General features: G+C 69.3%; 16 protein-coding genes. 6 read left to right on the top strand and 10 right to left on the bottom strand.

Annotated elements, in window-relative coordinates; genetic code table 11:
• Nucleotides 1-34 precede the first annotated feature (34 nt).
• From eccE to BN976_RS05775, 6 genes are all read right to left on the bottom strand, one after another.
• Complete coding sequence (eccE, locus tag BN976_RS05800) at nt 35-1,432, bottom strand: type VII secretion protein EccE (protein WP_011777416.1); 1,398 nt, start codon at nt 1,430-1,432, stop codon at nt 35-37.
• Complete coding sequence (gene mycP, locus BN976_RS05795; protein WP_036368675.1) at nt 1,429-2,775, bottom strand: type VII secretion-associated serine protease mycosin; 1,347 nt, start codon at nt 2,773-2,775, stop codon at nt 1,429-1,431. The genes eccE and mycP overlap by 4 nt, the downstream gene beginning before the upstream one ends.
• A gap of 235 nt (nt 2,776-3,010) precedes the next feature.
• A complete protein-coding gene (locus tag BN976_RS05790) occupies nt 3,011-3,268 on the bottom strand; it encodes an HPr family phosphocarrier protein (RefSeq protein WP_011777418.1) in 258 nt (85 codons plus the stop codon).
• A gap of 32 nt (nt 3,269-3,300) precedes the next feature.
• Nucleotides 3,301-5,271 (bottom strand): PTS fructose transporter subunit IIABC, encoded by a 1,971-nt coding sequence (locus BN976_RS05785; protein ID WP_036368674.1) that lies wholly within the window; start codon nt 5,269-5,271, stop codon nt 3,301-3,303.
• 23 nt (nt 5,272-5,294) lie between these two features.
• Entirely contained in the window at nt 5,295-6,272 is a 978-nt protein-coding gene (gene pfkB, locus BN976_RS05780; protein ID WP_011777420.1) for a 1-phosphofructokinase, read from the bottom strand.
• On the bottom strand, nt 6,269-7,048 hold the full coding sequence (locus tag BN976_RS05775; RefSeq protein ID WP_011777421.1) for a DeoR/GlpR family DNA-binding transcription regulator: 780 nt from the start codon (nt 7,046-7,048) through the stop codon (nt 6,269-6,271). Before BN976_RS05775 ends, pfkB begins: the two co-directional genes overlap by 4 nt.
• Before the next feature lie 102 nt (nt 7,049-7,150).
• On the opposite strand from BN976_RS05775, the gene ptsP reads away from it, so the two are divergent.
• Nucleotides 7,151-8,851: a phosphoenolpyruvate--protein phosphotransferase gene (gene ptsP / locus BN976_RS05770; RefSeq protein ID WP_199558889.1), complete on the top strand. Its 1,701-nt coding sequence runs from the start codon at nt 7,151-7,153 to the stop codon at nt 8,849-8,851.
• Here ptsP and BN976_RS05765 read toward each other — a convergent pair.
• Entirely contained in the window at nt 8,848-9,087 is a 240-nt protein-coding gene (locus BN976_RS05765) for a hypothetical protein (protein ID WP_036368673.1), read from the bottom strand. The genes ptsP and BN976_RS05765 overlap by 4 nt on opposite strands.
• Nucleotides 9,088-9,177: 90 nt before the next feature.
• On the opposite strand from BN976_RS05765, the gene BN976_RS05760 reads away from it, so the two are divergent.
• A complete protein-coding gene (locus BN976_RS05760; protein ID WP_036368671.1) occupies nt 9,178-10,152 on the top strand; it encodes a pirin family protein in 975 nt (324 codons plus the stop codon).
• Nucleotides 10,153-10,178: 26 nt separating this feature from the next.
• On the opposite strand, the gene BN976_RS05755 is transcribed toward BN976_RS05760, so the two are convergent.
• Genes BN976_RS05755 through BN976_RS05745 form a run of 3 tightly spaced genes read right to left on the bottom strand, consistent with a single transcriptional unit; the run spans nt 10,179 to nt 13,406 of the window.
• Nucleotides 10,179-12,326: an FUSC family protein gene (locus tag BN976_RS05755; RefSeq protein ID WP_036368669.1), complete on the bottom strand. Its 2,148-nt coding sequence runs from the start codon at nt 12,324-12,326 to the stop codon at nt 10,179-10,181.
• The gene (locus BN976_RS05750) at nt 12,326-12,847 is read right to left on the bottom strand and encodes a hypothetical protein (RefSeq protein ID WP_036368666.1); all 522 of its coding nucleotides are present in this window, start codon (nt 12,845-12,847) and stop codon (nt 12,326-12,328) included. Before BN976_RS05750 ends, BN976_RS05755 begins: the two co-directional genes overlap by 1 nt.
• The gene (locus BN976_RS05745) at nt 12,840-13,406 is read right to left on the bottom strand and encodes a TetR/AcrR family transcriptional regulator (RefSeq protein ID WP_036368665.1); all 567 of its coding nucleotides are present in this window, start codon (nt 13,404-13,406) and stop codon (nt 12,840-12,842) included. Before BN976_RS05745 ends, BN976_RS05750 begins: the two co-directional genes overlap by 8 nt.
• 166 nt (nt 13,407-13,572) lie before the next feature.
• Between BN976_RS05745 and BN976_RS05740 the strand changes: the two genes are divergently transcribed.
• The 4 genes from BN976_RS05740 (at nt 13,573) to BN976_RS05725 (ending at nt 17,785) form a co-directional block, all read left to right on the top strand.
• Nucleotides 13,573-14,208, top strand: coding sequence for a TetR/AcrR family transcriptional regulator (locus tag BN976_RS05740; RefSeq protein ID WP_036368663.1), 636 nt, complete (start codon nt 13,573-13,575; stop codon nt 14,206-14,208).
• A 127-nt stretch (nt 14,209-14,335) separates the two neighbouring features.
• Nucleotides 14,336-15,265 (top strand): SAM-dependent methyltransferase, encoded by a 930-nt coding sequence (locus BN976_RS05735; RefSeq protein ID WP_036368659.1) that lies wholly within the window; start codon nt 14,336-14,338, stop codon nt 15,263-15,265.
• Between the two features lie 207 nt (nt 15,266-15,472).
• Nucleotides 15,473-16,885, top strand: coding sequence for an aldehyde dehydrogenase family protein (locus tag BN976_RS05730; protein WP_011777430.1), 1,413 nt, complete (start codon nt 15,473-15,475; stop codon nt 16,883-16,885).
• 36 nt (nt 16,886-16,921) lie between these two features.
• Nucleotides 16,922-17,785 (top strand): SDR family oxidoreductase, encoded by an 864-nt coding sequence (locus BN976_RS05725; protein WP_011777431.1) that lies wholly within the window; start codon nt 16,922-16,924, stop codon nt 17,783-17,785.
• The last annotated feature ends 35 nt before the right edge of the window (nt 17,786-17,820 follow it).

The raw sequence follows: 17,820 nt of genomic DNA, 5'->3' as shown, positions 1-17,820 counted from the left end.
CGTTACCCCTCCTCCCGATATCGAGTCCGCCCGGTCATGGCTCGAGCACCATCTGGTAGCGGCTCTCCTCGCGCGGGTTGATCAACCGGATCGGCAACTGCTTGTGCCGAGGAGTGGCAATGAAGTCGTCGCGCAACATGACTCGTCCGACACCGGGGTGCGGCCGCAGATACGTCGTCGCATGGGGCCATGCCACCTTCGCCACCTGCCCGATTCGGGCGTTGACGAATCCGGCGAACTCCTCGAATTGCGGTTGCAGCGTGACCGCCGCTCCCGCGGCCGCCGAACGCACCACGAACTGGGTGAACAGTCGTGCGTTGCCCAGGTTGATGCTGACGTCAACGTCGTCGAACGGCATGTACACCGGGTAGCGGTCAGCGGTCTCGCCGACCAGCACACCAGCTGATCCGATCGGCAGCTCGTAGTGTCGGTCGGTCACCGGGTTCTCGCCCAGCAGCGCGGCGCGCTGACCGCCGAAGAGGCACGAAAAGCCGCGTGGTGTCGACGGATTCGCCAGAGTGGTGAGGAGCACCGTCGTCGTCGGTGCGGACCCTGGCACGATGCGCATCCTGGTCAGGGTGTGGTCGGCGCGCGCCGACCACCACACATCCGGGCCGCCGGGCGCGTGGTAGGCGGCCGTGAAGGTGCTGCGGCCCTTGACCATCGACCAGGTCTCGCGCTCGAAACTGATCTCGGTCGCGCGGTCGAAGTCGTCGAAGCTGCGCGCCGGCCTCGCGTCGACACCCTTGCTGGCCAGGTGATCAGCGATCCGGGTGGTGGACGACACCAGGTACTGGGCCAGCCCGGCGACCCCTTCGTTGCGTCGCAACGCCGACTTGCGGGTCTTGTCCGGATCGGCGCGCAGCACGATCCACGTTCGCCGGCTCGCCGGTGCGGGGTAGGGCCCGACCACCTGTTCGTAGAGTGCGACCAGTGCTGCCGGCGCGGTCTTGCCGACCCGGTACCCCGCGGAGACGATGTCGGCTTCCAGATCGGGACAGTAAGCGGTGAGCAGATCTTCGACGAGCCTGGTCTCGACGACGTCGTCGGTGAAGGCTTCGCCGTTGACGATCACCGTCGGGGTGAACGGCCTCGGCACGAGTTCGATCACCGACACCAGGTAGTCGTCCTGCCAGCGCAGCGCGACATGGTCGCCGGGAATCACCGTGGCGCCGACCGCGGGCTCCGACGGAGTGGGCGGCGGCTGCCTGTGCCTGCGGCGCCAGGCGAACAGCGCCGCCACCCAGCCGGTGAGTCGGCGGCCGCGGATCGTCACCACCGACGCCAGACCGATCAGCACCCCCAGCGTGATTCCGAGCCACAGCAGCTCCAGCCGGGCGAAGACCAGGATGCACGCCGGGATCAACGCCGCCGCCCACAGCGCATGCCCGGTGGTGAACCGCAGCCCGAAGATCGACGCGAACCTGCTCATCGGCGCCTCAACGCTCGTCGGCCCAACGCTGCGATACCCAGTAGCGCGGCCAACCCGACGCCGACCAGGACGACGCCGGTGATGGGGCTGCGGTCGGGTGGCGGCACGTACACCGGCGGCGGAATCTCCTTGATGTTGTAGGGAATATCGGCCGGACCCGGCGGGACGTCCCACGTCAGCGCCGCCACCGGGTCGATCACGCCGGCGCCGACGACGTTGTTCACCCCGCCGCCGGGATGCCTTGCGGTGGCGGTGATCCGGTTGATGATCTGGGCAGGCGTCAGCTCCGGGAATCGCTGCCTGAGCAGGGCCGCCAACCCTGAGACGTAGGCCGCCGAGAACGATGTGCCGCTGATCGGGATAGGGCCGTCCTCACCCTGCAGCGCGTTGACCGGGTTGCCGTCGTAGCCGAGTGCTATCAGGTTCTCGCCCGGTGCCGCGGCGCCGACCCAGGGGCCTTGCATCGAGAAGCCGCTCGGCTGTCCGTTGGGTGCGATGCTGCCGACCGTGAGCACCAGGGGTGAGTACCAGGCGGGTGAGACGATCGTCTGCACCTCCTGCCACCCGCGGGGGTCGGCGGGGACGGCGGGGTCCGGCGGTGGATTCTGCGTGCAGTTCTCGCCGGTGTTGCCGGCCGCCACGACGATCACCGCACCCTTGACGTTGACGGCGTAGTTGATCGCGGCGCCGACGACGGCTTCGTTGATCGGCCGCGTGATCTTGTAGCAGGCCGCCTCGCTGATGTTGATGACCTGCGCGCCCATGTTGGCCGCATGCACGATGGCCCGGGCCAGGCTGCGCAGTGAGCCAGCCGTCTGGGTGGAGTTGGGATCGTTGGGGTCGGTGCGGGCGCCCACGGGCAAGAAGCTGTCCGACGTCTGGCGCAGCGACAGGATCCGTGCGTCGGGTGCGACGCCGATGAAGGCGTCGTGCGGTGCGGGGCGTCCGGCGATGACAGCCGCGGTGAGCGTGCCGTGGGCGTCGCAGTCCGACATGCCGTTGCCGGCCTGGTCGACGAAGTCACCGCCCGGTTCTGCGGGCACCCGTGGCGAACCGTTGACTCCCGTGTCGATGACCGCGACAGTTACGCCGGCGCCGGTGGCGAACTTCTGTGCCTCGGTCAGCCGGAGGTAATCGCTGGCCCAGGGGCGGTCGGCGAAGTTCGAGTTGGGGAAGACCGTGGGCGCCGCGCAGATGCGACGCTGTTCCATCGGCTGGTCGGGGCCGGTTTCGTCGGGTGGGATAGCTGCCGGGTCGACGATCGGCGGCTCGATCGCGCTCGCGGGCGGAGCGGTCAACAGCACCAGGAACAGGGCGGCGATCAGCGCACCAATTCGCCGCACCTGACGTCACCCCCCGAGAAATCCGGTCGCAGGCGGGCCGGCAGCAAACATTCCGGCCTTGTCGGCGCGGCACGAAAAGTCAGCTCGAGGCGATGCGTGAACGGCACACCGGCAATGCTAAGGGTGTCCGGCGAGGGGTCGTTCCGCTTTCTTGCCGGCCTCGGTCCTGGCGAAATCGCGTTCCATGCGGTCGCGGGGTGATTTGACGCGTGGAATGCGACTCCGGCGGGGTGGGCTAGGCGTCGAGGTCCTGCTGGACCAGCTCGGCGACCTTGTTCAACGCGTCCTCGTCGTCGGAGGAGACGGTGACCTCGGCGCCGTTGCCCGCGCCGAGCGTCATGATCATCAGCGCCGAGCCGGCGTCGACGGGCTCACCGCCGTCCATCGACAACGTGACCGGGACGCCGGCCTCGACGACAGCCTCGGCGATGATCGCGGCGGGCCGGGCGTGCAGGCCGATGGCCGATCCGACGATGACGGTCTTGGTGGGCATGGATACTCCTTCGTTGAGGGCGGGACGGACGGTCAGGCGGTGACGAGCTCGGGTTCGGTCTTGGCGCCGGCCTTGATGAACTGCTTGGCTGCGACGACGGCCAGCGCGGCCGCGACGGTGCCCGCCACCAGGGCGATGACGAAGCCGAGCTTGTTGTCGATGGCGAACAGCACGAAGATGCCGCCGTGCGGGGCGCGTGACGTCGCGCCGAAGGCCATGCACAGGGCGCCGGTGATGGCGCCGCCGAACATCATCGACGGGATCACCCGCAGCGGGTCGGCCGCGGCGAACGGGATGGCGCCCTCGGAGATGAACGAAGCGCCGAGAAGCCAAGCGGCGCGGCCATTCTCGCGCTCGGGCTCACTGAACAGGCCGGGACGGATGGTGGTGGCCAGCGCCATCGCCAGCGGCGGCACCATACCGGCGGCCATCACCGCGGCCATGATCTCGAACGACGCGGTGGTCTCGGCCGCCAGCCCGGCGGTGGCGAACGCGTAGGCGGCCTTGTTGACCGGACCGCCCAGGTCGAAGCACATCATCAGGCCGAGGATGATGCCGAGGAAGATCGCCGAGGTGCCCGACAGTCCGGACAGCCAGTTGGTCAGGCCGCTGTTGATCAGCGCCAGCGGCCGGCCCACCAGGAAGAACATGATCAGGCCGACGAACAGCGACGCACCGAGCGGGACGATCACCACCGGCATCAGGCCCCGGAACCATTGCGGCACCTTGAGGTTGCTGATCCACAGTGCTGCGAAGCCGGCCAGCACACCGCCGACGATGCCGCCGATGAAGCCCCCGCCGATGAAGACCGCCAGCGCGCCGGCGGTGAAGCCGGGTGCGATGCCCGGCCGGTCGGCGATCGCGAAGGAGATGTAGCCGGCCAGCGCCGGAACCAGGAAGCCGAACGCCAGCCCGCCCAGGCTGAACAGGATCGCGCCCAGGTACTCGAGGAAACCGCCCGGCGGAAGGTTGGTCAGTGAATTGTTCAGCGCGATGTCGTTGCCGGTGTCGGCGATCTCGTAGCCGGCGAACAGGAATCCCAGCGCGATCAGCAGGCCGCCCGCCGCGACGAACGGGATCATGTAGCTCACGCCGGTCAGCAGGATCTGCCGGGTGCGGGTGCCCCAGCCGACGTCGCCCGACGGCGCCTCGGACGCCGCCGCGCCGGATCCCTCGACCCGGGGGGCATTCGGATTGTCGGCGGCCGCAACGGCTTCGGCGATCATCTTGGCGGGCTCGTTGATGGCCCGCTTGACTCCGGAGGCGACGACGGGCTTGCCGGCGAAGCGGCCTCTGTCCTTGACGCCGACGTCTGTGGCGAAGATGACCGCGTCGGCCCCGGCGATGGTGTCCGACGGCAGCGGGGTGCTGCCCGAGGATCCCTGGGTCTCGACGACGAGCGTGACACCGGCCTCCTTGGCGGCGGCGGCCAGCGCGTCGGCGGCCATGTAGGTGTGGGCGATGCCGGTCGGGCACGCGGTGATCGCCACGATGGTCTTGGCGGCCGGCTTCTCGACGGGGGCCGGCGGTGCCGCCGGCGCGGGGTTGACCACGCCTTCGACGAGCGCGACCACTTCGTCGGCCGAACCGGCGTTGCGCAGCGACTCCACGAAGTCCTTGCGCACCAACGCCCGTGCCAGGCTGGACAGCAGCTTCATGTGCTCCTGGCCGCCGGAGTCCGGGGCCGCGATGAGGAACGCCAGATCGGCGGGGCCGTCCGGCGCGCCGAAATCGACACCCGGGGTCAGTCGCGCGAACCCGATCGTCGGGGTGTCCACGTACGGGGACCGGCAGTGCGGGATCGCGATGCCTCCGGGCAGGCCGGTGGCCGACTGTTCCTCCCGCGCCATCGCGGCACCGATGAGTCCGTCGGCGTCGTCGGTGCGGCCCGCGGCGGCCACTGCGTTGACCAACCGCGCGATGACGGCCTGTTTGTCGCCGTCGATGGCGACATCGAGCAGCACGAGGTCGCGTGTGATGATGGGTGCGGTGGAACTGGTCATGGCCCTACCTTCGTCTCTTGTCTCTACCGGGTGGCTGGAATGGGCGAGATCGGCGACACCTGAACGGCATTCAGATCGATCTCGGCGGGGGAGGGCAGCGTGGTGCCGGGGAGCGCGGCCGCGGCGCTGCCATAGGCGACGGCCATCTGCAGCCGTTGCGGCGGCACCGCGCCACCGACCTCGGCGCGCACGTAGCCGGCCAGCGACGAGTCACCGGCACCGACGGTGCTGCGCGGGACGATGGGTGGCGGCGTAGCCATCCACGCGCCGTTGTGGTCGACCAGCACGGCGCCGGCAGCGCCGAGCGTGGCCAGCACCGCGCCGATGCCCCGGTCGATCAGCTGCCGGGCCGCGGCCACCACCGGCCCCGGATCGCCCTGCAGCACTGCGTCTTCCAAGGACTGCGCGGACAGGCCGAGTACGCCGGCCAGCTCCTCGGCGTTGGGCTTGATCAGATCCGGGGCGCCGCGGTCGAGGGAGCCGATGAGGGCGGCCAGCGGTGCGTCGGAAGTGTCCACGGCGACCCGGCAGTCCCGCGATGCCAGACTCGCGACCACGTCGCCGTACCAGGACGCCGGAACCCCGGGCGGAAGCGACCCCGACATCACCACCCAGTCCGCGCCGCCTGCGGCGTCGAGCACCGCATCGGTGAACGCCTCCAGTGTCGCCGCGTCGAGCTTCGCGCCCGGCTCGTTGATCTTGGTGGTGGTGCCGTCCGGCTCGGTGATCGTCAGGTTGGTGCGTGCCGGTTCGGTGGTGGTGACGGCGCGGTACGGGACCGCGGCGATCTGAAGGGCATGCAGCAGAGGATCGTTGGCGGCGGCGGGCAGCACCGCGACCGCGTCGACGCCGGCCATCGTCAGCACCTTGGCTACGTTCACGCCCTTGCCGCCGGCCTGGTTGGTCACCGAGGTGACGCGGTGCACGGCGCCGCGGGTCAGCGGTGACGGCAGCGAGACGGTGCGGTCGATGCTCGGGTTGGCGGTGACGGTCACGATCACGGTCGGCCTCCTGCGCAGATGACCTCCACGCCGTGTTCGCCGAACTCGGCGCTGTCGGCGGCGGAGATTTCGGGATCGGTGATGAGGGTGTCGACGCTGGAGATCGGCGCGAAGCTGACGAAGTCCTCCCGCCCGACCTTGGACGAATCCGCGGCCACCACAACGTAGTTCGCGGCCCTGACCATGGCCCGCTTGACGGCGGCCTCTTCGCTGTCGGGGGTGGACAGCCCATGGCGCACGCTGATGGCGTTGGTGCCGATGAAGGCGATGTCCACCCGCAGCGTGTCCAGCACGCGCAGCGCCTGCTCACCGACGGCGGCCTGCGTCACGCCGCGGACCCGTCCGCCCAGCAGTTGCAGCGACACCGAAGGCACGGTGGCCAGGCGGGCGGCGATCGGCACCGAGTTGGTGACGATGACGAGCTCACGGTCGGCGGGCAGCTGTGCGGCGATCCGCATCGTGGTGGTGCCCGCGTCGAGTAGCACACTGGCCCCGCTCAGCGGGAAGAACTCCGCCGCGGCGGCGGCGATCGCGTCCTTGTGTTCGGCCCGGATGACGTCGCGTTCCCCCACGCCGGGCTCGACGAGATGCAGCGCGCGGACGGGAACGGCGCCGCCGTGGACCCGGCGCACGACGCCGGCCTTGTCGAGTACGGCGAGGTCGCGGCGGACGGTCTCGGTGGTGACGTCATAGGCCTGCGCCAGCTCGGTCACCGATGCCCGACCCTTCGACATCACCAGCGACGCGATCGCCTGCTGCCGTTCCTCGGGATACATGTGGCTCCGTAGATGTGGGTTTTGCGCCAGATCAATGTTGATATTGTTGGTTTTACTCCTGAATGTGTTGACTTGTCAACGGTTTCTTGTAACCTGGTTCACATGACCGCGTCGATTCCGCTCACCTCACACCCGACCGCCGGCACCGTGCTGCACGGTGTGCCCGTGGTGGGGGGAGTCCAGTACGCGCCGGTGATCCGGCCCGGCAAGCTGCCGTCGACAGACGTCGGCGACACCATGCCCGACCTCGCCGAAGACCGGCGGGCCGCCGAAAACGAACGCTTCGCCGCCGCGGCCGCCACCGTCGCCGGCCGGTTGCGGGAGCGGGCCGCACACGCAACCGGTGCCGCATCCGAGGTGCTCGCCGCGACGGCGACGCTGGCTCAGGACCGGGGCTGGCTCGGCGCCGCCGAGAAACGCATCAAAGAGGGCACCCCCGCGGTGCGGGCGGTCAACGGCGCGATCGACCAGTTCATCGAGATGTTCACCAAGCTCGGTGGTCTGATGGCCGAGCGCGTCACCGACCTGCGTGACATCCGGGACCGCGTGGTCGCCGAGCTCAACGGGTTGCCCGAACCGGGTGTTCCGTTGCCCGACGAGCCGTCGATCCTGTGTGCCGAGGATCTCGCGCCCGCCGACACCGCCGGTCTGGACCCCGCCCTCGTCGTCGCGCTGGCCACCACGCTCGGTGGCCCGACCAGCCACACCGCGATCATCGCGCGCCAGCTCGGCATCCCGTGCGTCGTCGCCGTCGCCGGGCTCGACGACGTTCCCGCCGGCGCCATGGTGCTCGTCGACGGAACCCGGGGCACGGTCACCGTCGGCCCGGACGAGGTGTCCGCGCGTGAGGCGGTGGCCGAGGCCAAACGGGCCGCCGAAACCGCGGCGCAGTGGTCGGGTCCCGGCGTCACCGCAGACGGTCACGCCGTTGCCGTGCTCGCCAACGTCCAGGACGGGGCGGCCGCCCGTGCGGCGCGGCAGACCCCGGCCGAGGGGGTGGGCCTGTTCCGCACCGAACTGTGCTTCCTCAACAGCGACACCGAGCCCGCCGTCGACGAGCAGGCGACCATCTACTCCGAGGTGCTGGAGGCGTTCGCCGGCAACAAGGTGGTGATCCGCACCCTCGACGCCGGATCCGACAAGCCGCTCAAGTTTGCCGGCCATCCCGACGAGGCCAACCCGGCCCTGGGAGTGCGCGGGGTCCGCATCGCGGCCAACAACCCCGGTCTGCTGGACCGTCAGCTCGAGGCGATCGCCGCGGCGGGGCAACGCACCGGCAACCCGCCCTGGGTGATGGCGCCGATGATCGCCACCGCCGAGGAGGCGAAGAGCTTCGCGGACAGGGCGCGGACACACGGGCTGACGCCGGGCGTGATGATCGAGGTGCCGGCGGCGGCCTTGCTGGCCGACCGGATCCTCGAGCATGTCGACTTCCTGTCGATCGGCACCAACGACCTGGCGCAGTACACGATGGCCGCCGACCGGATGTCGGCCGAGCTGGCCACCCTCACCGATCCGTGGCAGCCGGCCGTTCTCGCGTTGGTCGCGATGACGGTGAACGCGGGTGCGGCCGCGGGGAAGCCGGTCGGCGTCTGCGGCGAGGCCGCCGCCGATCCGCTGCTGGCATGCGTGCTCACCGGATTCGGTGTGACGTCCCTGTCGGCGGCCGCAGCAGCCGTCCAGGCCGTGGGCGCCAAGCTCGCCCAGGTCACGCTCCAGCAGTGTCGCGATGCCGCCGAGGCCGTGCTCCGCACCGCCAGCGCCGCGGACGCCCGCGCCGTCGCAATGTCGGTGCTGGGTTAGACAGTCCAGCCGGTGGCCTGCGGCCACGACTCGACTTCGTCGCCGTTGTGCCGCAGCTTGACGTATTCGTAGCCCTGTTCGGCGGCCTGCGCGGTGGCGTCCGCGTAGACGCGGCGGGCTTCGTCCTCGGAGCCCTGGACCAGGGAGGTCTCCTCCGCGCCGTCGGCAGGGTTGCCCCGGTCGTGCAGCGTGGCGGCGACGACCTCCCACCTCCCGGGTTGATGCACTTCGGTCACCGGCGTCTCCTCTCGTCCGGGAGGGGGTACCCGCGCCCTCGCGGGAGATGCGAAAGGAATGAATCGGACCATAGTCCGGTTAATCTGTGCATGCCTGCCATCACCGCCGACACCCTCACCCTGCCCCGCATCTCAGGGCCTGACCCCGCCGAGACGGAACGCCCCGTGCGTTCGGTCACCACCGGTCCCCGTGGCTACGAGGGGGAGGGCTTCCCCGTCGTCCGGGCCTTCGCCGGCGTGAACGCCCGCGACCTCGACCCGTTCGTCCACATGGACCAGATGGGCGAGGTCGAGTACCAGCCGGGCGAACCCCGTGGCACGGACTGGCATCCGCACCGCGGCTTCGAAACCGTGACGTACATGATCGACGGCCGCTTCGCGCATCAGGATTCGCACGGCGGCGGCGGGTTGATCAGCGACGGCGCGACCCAGTGGATGACCGCTGGTTCGGGGATTCTGCACATCGAGACGCCGCCCGCCGAGTTGGTGGAGAGCGGCGGCCTGTTCCACGGCATCCAGCTGTGGGTGAACCTGCCCAGGAAGGACAAGTTCGCCGCTCCCAGGTACCAGGCCATCGAGGGTGGCCAGGTCAAGCTGCTGTCCTCTGACGATGGTGGCGCGCTGGTGCGCATCATCGCCGGCGAGATCGACGGGCAAGGCGGACCGGGTGTCGCCCACACGCCGATCACGTTGGCGCACGCCACGATTGAGCCCGGCGCGCAGCTGAGCCTGCCCTGGAAGCGCGACTTCAACGCACTCGTCTACGTGCTGTCCGGGCGCGGCGCGGTCGGGCCGGTCGCGCATCCGGTCCGGCAGGGTCAACTGGCCGTGCTCGGACCCGGCGACCGCATCACCGTCGCCGCTGACGGGTCGCAGGACTCCCACCGGCCCGCCCTGGAGGTCCTCCTGTTGGGCGGTCGGCCGATTCGGGAGCCGGTGTTCCAGTACGGGCCGTTCGTGATGAACTCCAAGTCCGAGCTGATCCAGGCCGTGGAGGACTTCGAAGCAGGCAAGTTCGGCGTCATCCCGCCGGACGCGCTGATGCCGCACCGCCCGCTGCGCTGAGGCTCAACCGGTCGCCGCGCTGATGCTCAACCGGTCGCCGGTCGCGGATAGATCAGCTCGAGTTCGCCGAGCGCGGCGGCCGCCGTCAACAGCGGCAACGCCGCGGACAGGCCGAGGTCGTCGCCGCGGGCCTCCGACCGCAACGCCCGCACGAAGTCGTCGCTGATCGGCTCCCACGAATGCTCCGGGTCGGCGCGCCCGGCCACCCGTTCGCAGATGGCGTCGGCGTGTGACTCCACGACGGCGCGCACGCTCGGATACGTGCCCAACGGCGGCGGCGTGGGGATGTCGGCGACCAGGTCGGCGGCCCCACGCAGCCGGATGGCGCGGTTGAACGACCGGACGATCGGCGCCCTGAAGTCGGTCTCGCCGCTGCTCTCCGAAAGATATTGCCGCACAGCGTCGTCGATCACCCGGGAGGCGGCGAGGGCGGCGTGGCTGCGGGTCGCCACCTCGTCGGTGCGCGCCTCGGAGGCGCCCCGGGTGATGCGCAGCACCGCAGTGCGCAGATACGTCGCGAATACGGTTCGGGCCGAGTCGATCGCTCGCGTCACCGACGCGGTGGCGCCACGGGGCCACAGCAGCATCGAAACCGCAGCGGCGACAAGGGTTCCCATCACCACATCCTCCACGCGGATCAACCCGACCTGCCATCCGGTGGGCGCGATCAGGTTGAAGAAGATCAGCACCATCATCGTGAACGCAGCCTGGGCCGCGGTGAACGACGCGATCTCGGGCACGTACGCCGAGCCGAACACGACGACAGGCATCAGCAGCCACAGCAGCACGGGATTCACCCCGACAAGACTGATCAGCACGGCTCCGAGCAGAAACCCGATCGCTGTGCCGAACACCGCACGCCAGACCCGTGTGCCGGTGGTCAGCGCGCTGCTGCGCAGGACCGACAGCGCCCCCAGGACCACCCAGAAGCCGTGCTCGACGGGAAACAGGTGGGTGACCGCCACCGCCAGCGCCAGGCCCAGGCCGGTACGCAGGCTGTTGCGCACGGCCACCGACCGATTCGCCAGGAAGCCCGAGGTGATCTGCGCGGCGGCAACGGTTTCGGGGAGAAGCCGGTCCGAGGCGCCGGTCGGCGGCAGACGCAGACCCAACGCGCGAGCCCAGACCGGGCGGGCATCGGCGGCGGCCGCGGCCGAGATGACCCGGCCGGTGGCACCGATGGTCGCCGCGATGGTGCGCCGCCGCAGCAGATCCCGGCCCAGGTCGACGGCCTGCGCGTCGTCGGGGGCGCTGAGGATCGCGTCGAGGTCGTCGCGCCACCGGCCCCGCGCCACCGTACGCAACGTGATCAGTGCCGCCTCCAGATCGGCCCGGGCGGCGTCGCGGTCGGCAGGTCGCGAGATCTGCAGTACGGCGGCCGCACACCGCAGCACGCGCACCACCGCGTCCTTGTCTCGAAGGGCGACACCGGTATTCCGTCCCACCCGGTCGGCCACCCACTCGAGGTCGTCGACGACCCGCACCAGGGCGCGGCTTCCGGCCGTCAGGCCCACCGGACGGAAGTCGGCGCCGAGGAAGGTCGCCCGCAGCGCGTCCATCGCGCGCTGGACGTCGGCGGGGGTTGCGGAGCCGTCCAGTCGGTCGGCGAGCGCGCGGCACGCCCGCGCCGCGCGGCGGCGCAGCTGTCCGTGGTGGCGCGGCGGCAACACGAACAGGGCGGCGGGCACACACACCGCCAACGCGATCGCCCAGCCGAGCAGTCGCTCCCCGACCGGGCCGGCCGGGGTGCAGGCAGGTAACACGAACGTCAGCAGTGTGGCGCGCTGCCCCGCGGCGATCGTCTCGCTGAGCACACCGGAGAACGTGACGACCACGCCGAGTGCGAACATCACGGCCACCGCCGGCCAGGGGTGGGGCGCGACGAGTGTGCCGAGCGTGATCAGCACGAAACCGTTGAAGCCGAGCCCGGCGTAGGCGACCGCGCGATTCTGTCGGTTGCCGGGGAAGTCGGAGAACACCAGCAGCGCCGTCGAGCCGAAGATGGTGAACAGCGGCGTCTGCGCACTTCCCCCGGCCACCGCGAAGCTCAACGCCGCGGCCAGCGGCACCACCGCCGCGGCGCGCAGCGCGCGGCGTAACGCGTCGTTGTCCGGGTCGCGCTGGGCGACGCGCCGCACGAGGCGATGTCTCAGCTCGTGCGGGGCGGCGGCCATCAGTGCGCGAGGACCTTGATGCCGATCACCAGCAGGCCCACCCCGATGAGCAGCAGCACCGTGACGATTTGCTGCCACCCGGGCAGACGGGTCTTGCGCACGGCGAGAAGCGTGATGAGCCCGAGCTCGGCCACCAGAATCCATTTGGCGACCCACAGGGCCGTGTCGGTCTCCAGGAGGCCGACCGCCGCGCTGCCCAGTGCGAGCAGCGGCAACAGCGCCGCCTGCAGAATCTGAGCGGAAGCCTGCAGCATCCGCCACCACTCGATACCCCGCGGTGTCTGCTCGTGCACGCTCAGGTGGGCAACCCAGTCGGCGAGCAGGCTGGCCGCCCACAGCCCACCCATCGTGACCCCGACATCGAGCATCCGCGCCCACCCGCTGGTGTCGTCCTCGGTGTAACGCGTCAGCACCACCAGGGTCGCCAGGCAGGAGATCGCGCCGTAGAGACGTTCGCGCAGCATGGCGACGACGTGCCCGACCGGCGCGTCGTCGGCCTCGGACGCGGGGGCCTCACTCACGGCCGGGCACCGACGTGAACCGGCCCGAGTCGAGCGCCTCGAGCAACTGACCGACAATCCACCGCAAGCCGTCGACGTCCGCAGGCAAACTGGCCTGCTCGTACCCGACCAGAAGATAAACCGCCCAGGCGGCGAACAGCTCGGCTTGGCGCGGATTGCGCAGTACCTCCAGCGCGGATTCGCGCATGACGTCGAAGCGTTGGCGATCCACGGCCTCCTGGACCGAGCCCACATGAGGGTCGACGCCACTCCACACCCGGATTGCGGCCTCGGCGCTGTGCGGCAGCGTGAGTCCGGCCTCGATCAGGCGATCGATGCGCAGCCGCGGATCGGTCTCGGCCTGCACGGTGTCGACGACCTTGAGGGTCATCCCCTCATACCAGTGCGCAACCAGCTCCTGGGAGTACGCCGGCCAGTTCGGAAAGTAGTGATAGAAGGACCCGGTGGTGACGCCGAGGCGGTCACACACCTCGGCGAGTTTCAGGCCTCCGTAGCCCAGGTCGGCCAGCACGTCGAGGCCCGTCTTGAAGAACGACTCTCGCGATGCCACAGCCCCCATAACCCGAAAACCCTAGTTCGCGGGCGGCCGCCGGCGAGCATGCCGGGGTTGGTGGGGCGCTCTGATACGCCCATGAGCAGGCAGCATTGTTTGCTGAAAGATCACTGTCGGGTCACGGTCGCGAACTGGTGCTGGCTGCGCAGCTTACGTATGGCACAATTTAACCGTGCCGTATACGGCGAGTCGAGGTCCAGGGCGTCCTCCCGCAGCGAAGGCAGCTGAAACGCGGGAGCGCATTGTGCGTGCCGCTCGTGAGATCTTCAGCGAACTTGGCTACGACGCGGCGACGTTCCAGGCGATCGCTGTACGTGCGGATCTCACCCGGCCGGCCATCAACCACTATTTCAGCAGCAAACGTGTGCTGTGGGCCGAGGTGGTCGAGCAGACCTACGCTTCGGTTGTCGGCGTGGGCATCGCCCGGGCGCACGAGCAGACGTCGCTGCTCAACCGGCTGATGGCGTTCCTCTCGGTGGCCACGCAGGTCGACACCGACGACAGGTCCGCGGCTGCTTTCCTGGTGACGTCGGTTCTGGAGTCGCAGCGTCACCCGGAACTCGCCGATGACGACCACGACTCGCTCACCAACTCGCGGGCATTCGTCTCCTGGGCGGTCAACGACGCGGTCGCGCGCGGGGAGTTGAGCGCCGACACCGACGTCAACCATCTGGTCGAAATGTTGGTGGCGGTGGTGTGGGGAATGGGTTTCTACGCGGGCTTCGTCGGCGACCGCAGCGATTTCGGCGCCGTGATGCACAAACTCGAACTGCTGCTGGCCAACAAGCTCTGGAACCTCGGCGAGTAACCGCATCTGAGGTTCTCCTGTGAATCTGTGTCACAGGGCTGTGGCCTGTCCCACAGCCGAGCTGGCGCCGCCCCTTGGTTAGATAGCCTTGCAATGCAATGCTGCGTCTGACCGGAAGGAGCCCGTCATGAGTTCACTACGTACCGACAACGACACCTGGGACATCGCTTCCAGCGTCGGGGCCACCGCCGTCATGGTCGCGGCCGCACGTGCTGCGGAAACCGAACGCCCGGAACCACTGATCGACGATCCGTACGCCAAGATCCTGGTGGCCGGGGCCGGCAACGGCGCCTGGCAGTACATCGCCGACGACGGATTCGTCGCCAAGGTGACCGAGTCCGATCCCGAGATCGGCCCGTTGTTCGAGCACATGAAGAACTACCAGGCCGTCCGGACGCACTTCTTCGACGCGTTCTTCGCCGCGGCGGTCGACGCGGGTATCCGCCAGATCGGCATCCTGGCCTCCGGACTGGACTCGCGCGCCTTCCGGTTGCCCTGGCCCGCCGGCACCACGGTGTTCGAGATCGACCAACCGCTGGTGCTCGCGTACAAGTCGTCGACCTTGGCGTCGCACGGAGTGCAGCCGACGGCGGACCGCCGCGAGGTGCCGATCGACCTGCGGCAGGACTGGCCCACCGCACTCACCCACGCCGGCTTCGACGCGGACCGGCCGACCGCATGGCTGGCCGAGGGCCTGCTGATGTACCTGCCCGCCGACGCGCAGGACCGGCTCTTCGCGCAGATCACCGAGTTGAGTGCTCCCGGTAGCAGGGTCGCTGCGGAATCCATGGGCATCCACGCCCAGGATCGCCGCGAGCGCATGCGGGAACGGTTCGCGTCGATCACCGCGCAGTTCGACGTCGAGCCGATGGACATCACCGAGCTGACCTACGAGGACCCGGACCGCGCCGACGTCGCGCAGTGGCTCACCGCCCACGGGTGGCGGGCCGAGGCCGTCCCCTCGCAGGACGAGATGCGGCGGCTGCACCGCCTGGTGGAAATCGCCGACGGCGACGACCAGTCGTTCTCGACGTTCACCACCGCAGTGAAGCGCTGAACCGCCGTAGCTCGGCGGTCCCCGACCGTCGGATTCCTCAACGCGGCTCGTGCCTCGCGGCTCGATCGTCATCCGACGGTGCCTGATGGTCGGATTCCTCAACGCGGCTCGTGCCTCGCCGCTTGATCGTCATCCGACCGCTCCTGTTCACCAACCGGATGGTTGGTTACGATGCGGGTATTCCCGAGGTCAAGAAGGGACCCCGTCATGACCACCGAATCCGTCGTACCCGCCCAGGCCGCAAACGTCGGCGGCACCGACATCCCGGCCGTCGTCCGCAAGCTCCGCCAGACGTTCGCGACCGGTCGCACCCGAAGCGTGCAGTGGCGCAAAGAGCAGCTGCACGCGCTGGAACGGCTGATGACCGAGAACGAGGGCGCGATCGCCGAAGCGCTGGAGAAGGATCTGGGCCGGGGGCCGTTCGAGGCGTGGCTCGCCGACGTCGCCAGCACCGTCGGTGAGGCCGCGTACGCGGCCAAGAACGTCGGCAAGTGGATGAAGCGCCGTTACCGCCTGCTGGAGATGTCGCAGCTGCCCGGCCGGGGCTGGGTGGAATACGAGCCCTACGGCACCGTGCTGATCATCGGTGCCTGGAACTTCCCGTTCGCGCTCACACTGGGCCCGGCCGTGGGTGCCATCGCCGCGGGAAACACCGTGGTGCTCAAGCCTTCTGAGGTCGCACCGGCGTCGTCGGCGTTGATGGCCGAGTTGGTGCCGCGGTACATGGACAACGACGCGATCGCCGTCGTCGAGGGAGACGGCGCGGTCAGCCAGGAACTCATCGCGCAGGGCTTCGATCATCTGATCTTCACCGGCGGCACAGAGGTCGGCCGCCGCGTGTACGAGGCCGCTGCCACCCACCTCACACCGGTCACCCTCGAGCTCGGAGGCAAGAGCCCGGTGATCGTGGCTGCCGACGCCGACATCGAGGTCGCCGCCAAGCGCATCGCCTGGACCAAGCTCATCAACTCGGGCCAGATCTGCATCGCCCCCGACTACGTGTTGGCCGAGGCCCCGATCCGCGACAAGCTCGTCGAGGCCATCCGCAAGGCGATCGACACGTTCGAGGCGGGCAATGCGGCAGGCAAGAAGATCGTCAACGAGCGACACTTCAACCGGCTCGCCAACGCGCTGGCGGCCACCAAAGGCAAGGTCGCCATCGGCGGCGGCTCCGACGCCGTCGCCATGAAGATCCAGCCGACCGTCGTGGTGGACCCCGACCCGGCCGAGCCGTTGATGACCGACGAGATCTTCGGCCCGATCCTGCCTGTTGTGACTGTGCAAAACCTCGACGAGGCAATCTCTTTCGTCAACTCGAGGCCCAAGCCCCTGGCGGCGTACCTGTTCACCAAGGCCAAGGCGGTACGCGAGCGGGTGATCAAGGAAGTCCCGGCAGGCGGCATGGTCGTCAACCACCTGATCTTCCACTTCGCCACCCACAAGCTGCCGTTCGGTGGCGTCGGACCGTCCGGTCTGGGCGCCTACCACGGCAAGTTCGGCTTCGAGGAGTTCAGCCACCGCAAGTCGGTGCTGACCAAGCCGACCCGACCCGACCTCGGCGCCATGATCTACCCCCCGTATACAGAGAAGGCGTGGAAGCTGGCGCGCAAGCTGTTCTAGCTGGTGGCGCCCGGACCCTTTGAGAGAGGAACATCAGTGCCAGGAGTGCAGGATCGTGTCATCGTCGTCACGGGTGCCGGAGGAGGGCTCGGGCGCGAATACGCGCTGACGCTCGCGCGTGAGGGAGCCAGCGTCGTCGTCAACGACCTCGGCGGAGCGCGGGACGGTACCGGTGCCGGGTCGGCCATGGCCGACGAGGTGGTCAAGGAGATCAAGGCCGCCGGTGGCCGCGCGGTGGCGAACTACGATTCCGTCGCCGAGCCCGAGGGTGCGGCCAACATCATCAAGACCGCTGTCGACGAATTCGGCAAGGTCGACGGTGTGGTGAGCAACGCGGGCATCCTGCGCGACGGCACCTTCCACAAGATGGAGTTCGCGAACTGGGACGCTGTGCTCAAGGTGCACCTGTACGGCGGGTACAACGTCATCCGTGCCGCATGGCCGCACTTCCGCGAGAACGGTTTCGGCCGCGTCGTCGTGGCGACCTCGACCAGCGGTCTGTTCGGGAACTTCGGCCAGGCCAACTACGGCGCCGCCAAGCTCGGCCTCGTCGGCCTGATCAACACGCTTGCCCAGGAGGGCGCGAAGTACAACATCAAGGCCAACGCCGTCGCGCCGATCGCCGCCACCCGGATGACGCAGGACATTCTGCCGCCGGAGGTGTTCGAGAAGCTCACCCCGGAGTACGTGGCACCGATCGTGTCGTACCTGTGCACCGAGGAGGTGCCCGAGACGGCATCGGTGTTCATCGTCGGCGGCGGCAAGGTGCAGCGTGTCGCGCTGTTCCAGAACAGCGGCGTGACGTTCACCGAGGTGCCGTCGGTCGACGACGTCGCCGCCAGGTGGGGCGAGATCACCGATCTGTCGGCGGCCGAGCGGGCCACCTTCAGCCTCGGCTGACTTCTCGGCTGGCAGGAGCGAAGCGACCGGGGGTC

This window comes from Mycolicibacterium austroafricanum (assembly GCF_000612725.1).
GTDB classification, from domain to species: Bacteria; Actinomycetota; Actinomycetes; order Mycobacteriales; family Mycobacteriaceae; genus Mycobacterium; species Mycobacterium austroafricanum.
The sequence above is the reverse complement of the archived record's forward strand: the minus strand, read 5'-3'. Positions and strand labels throughout refer to the sequence as shown.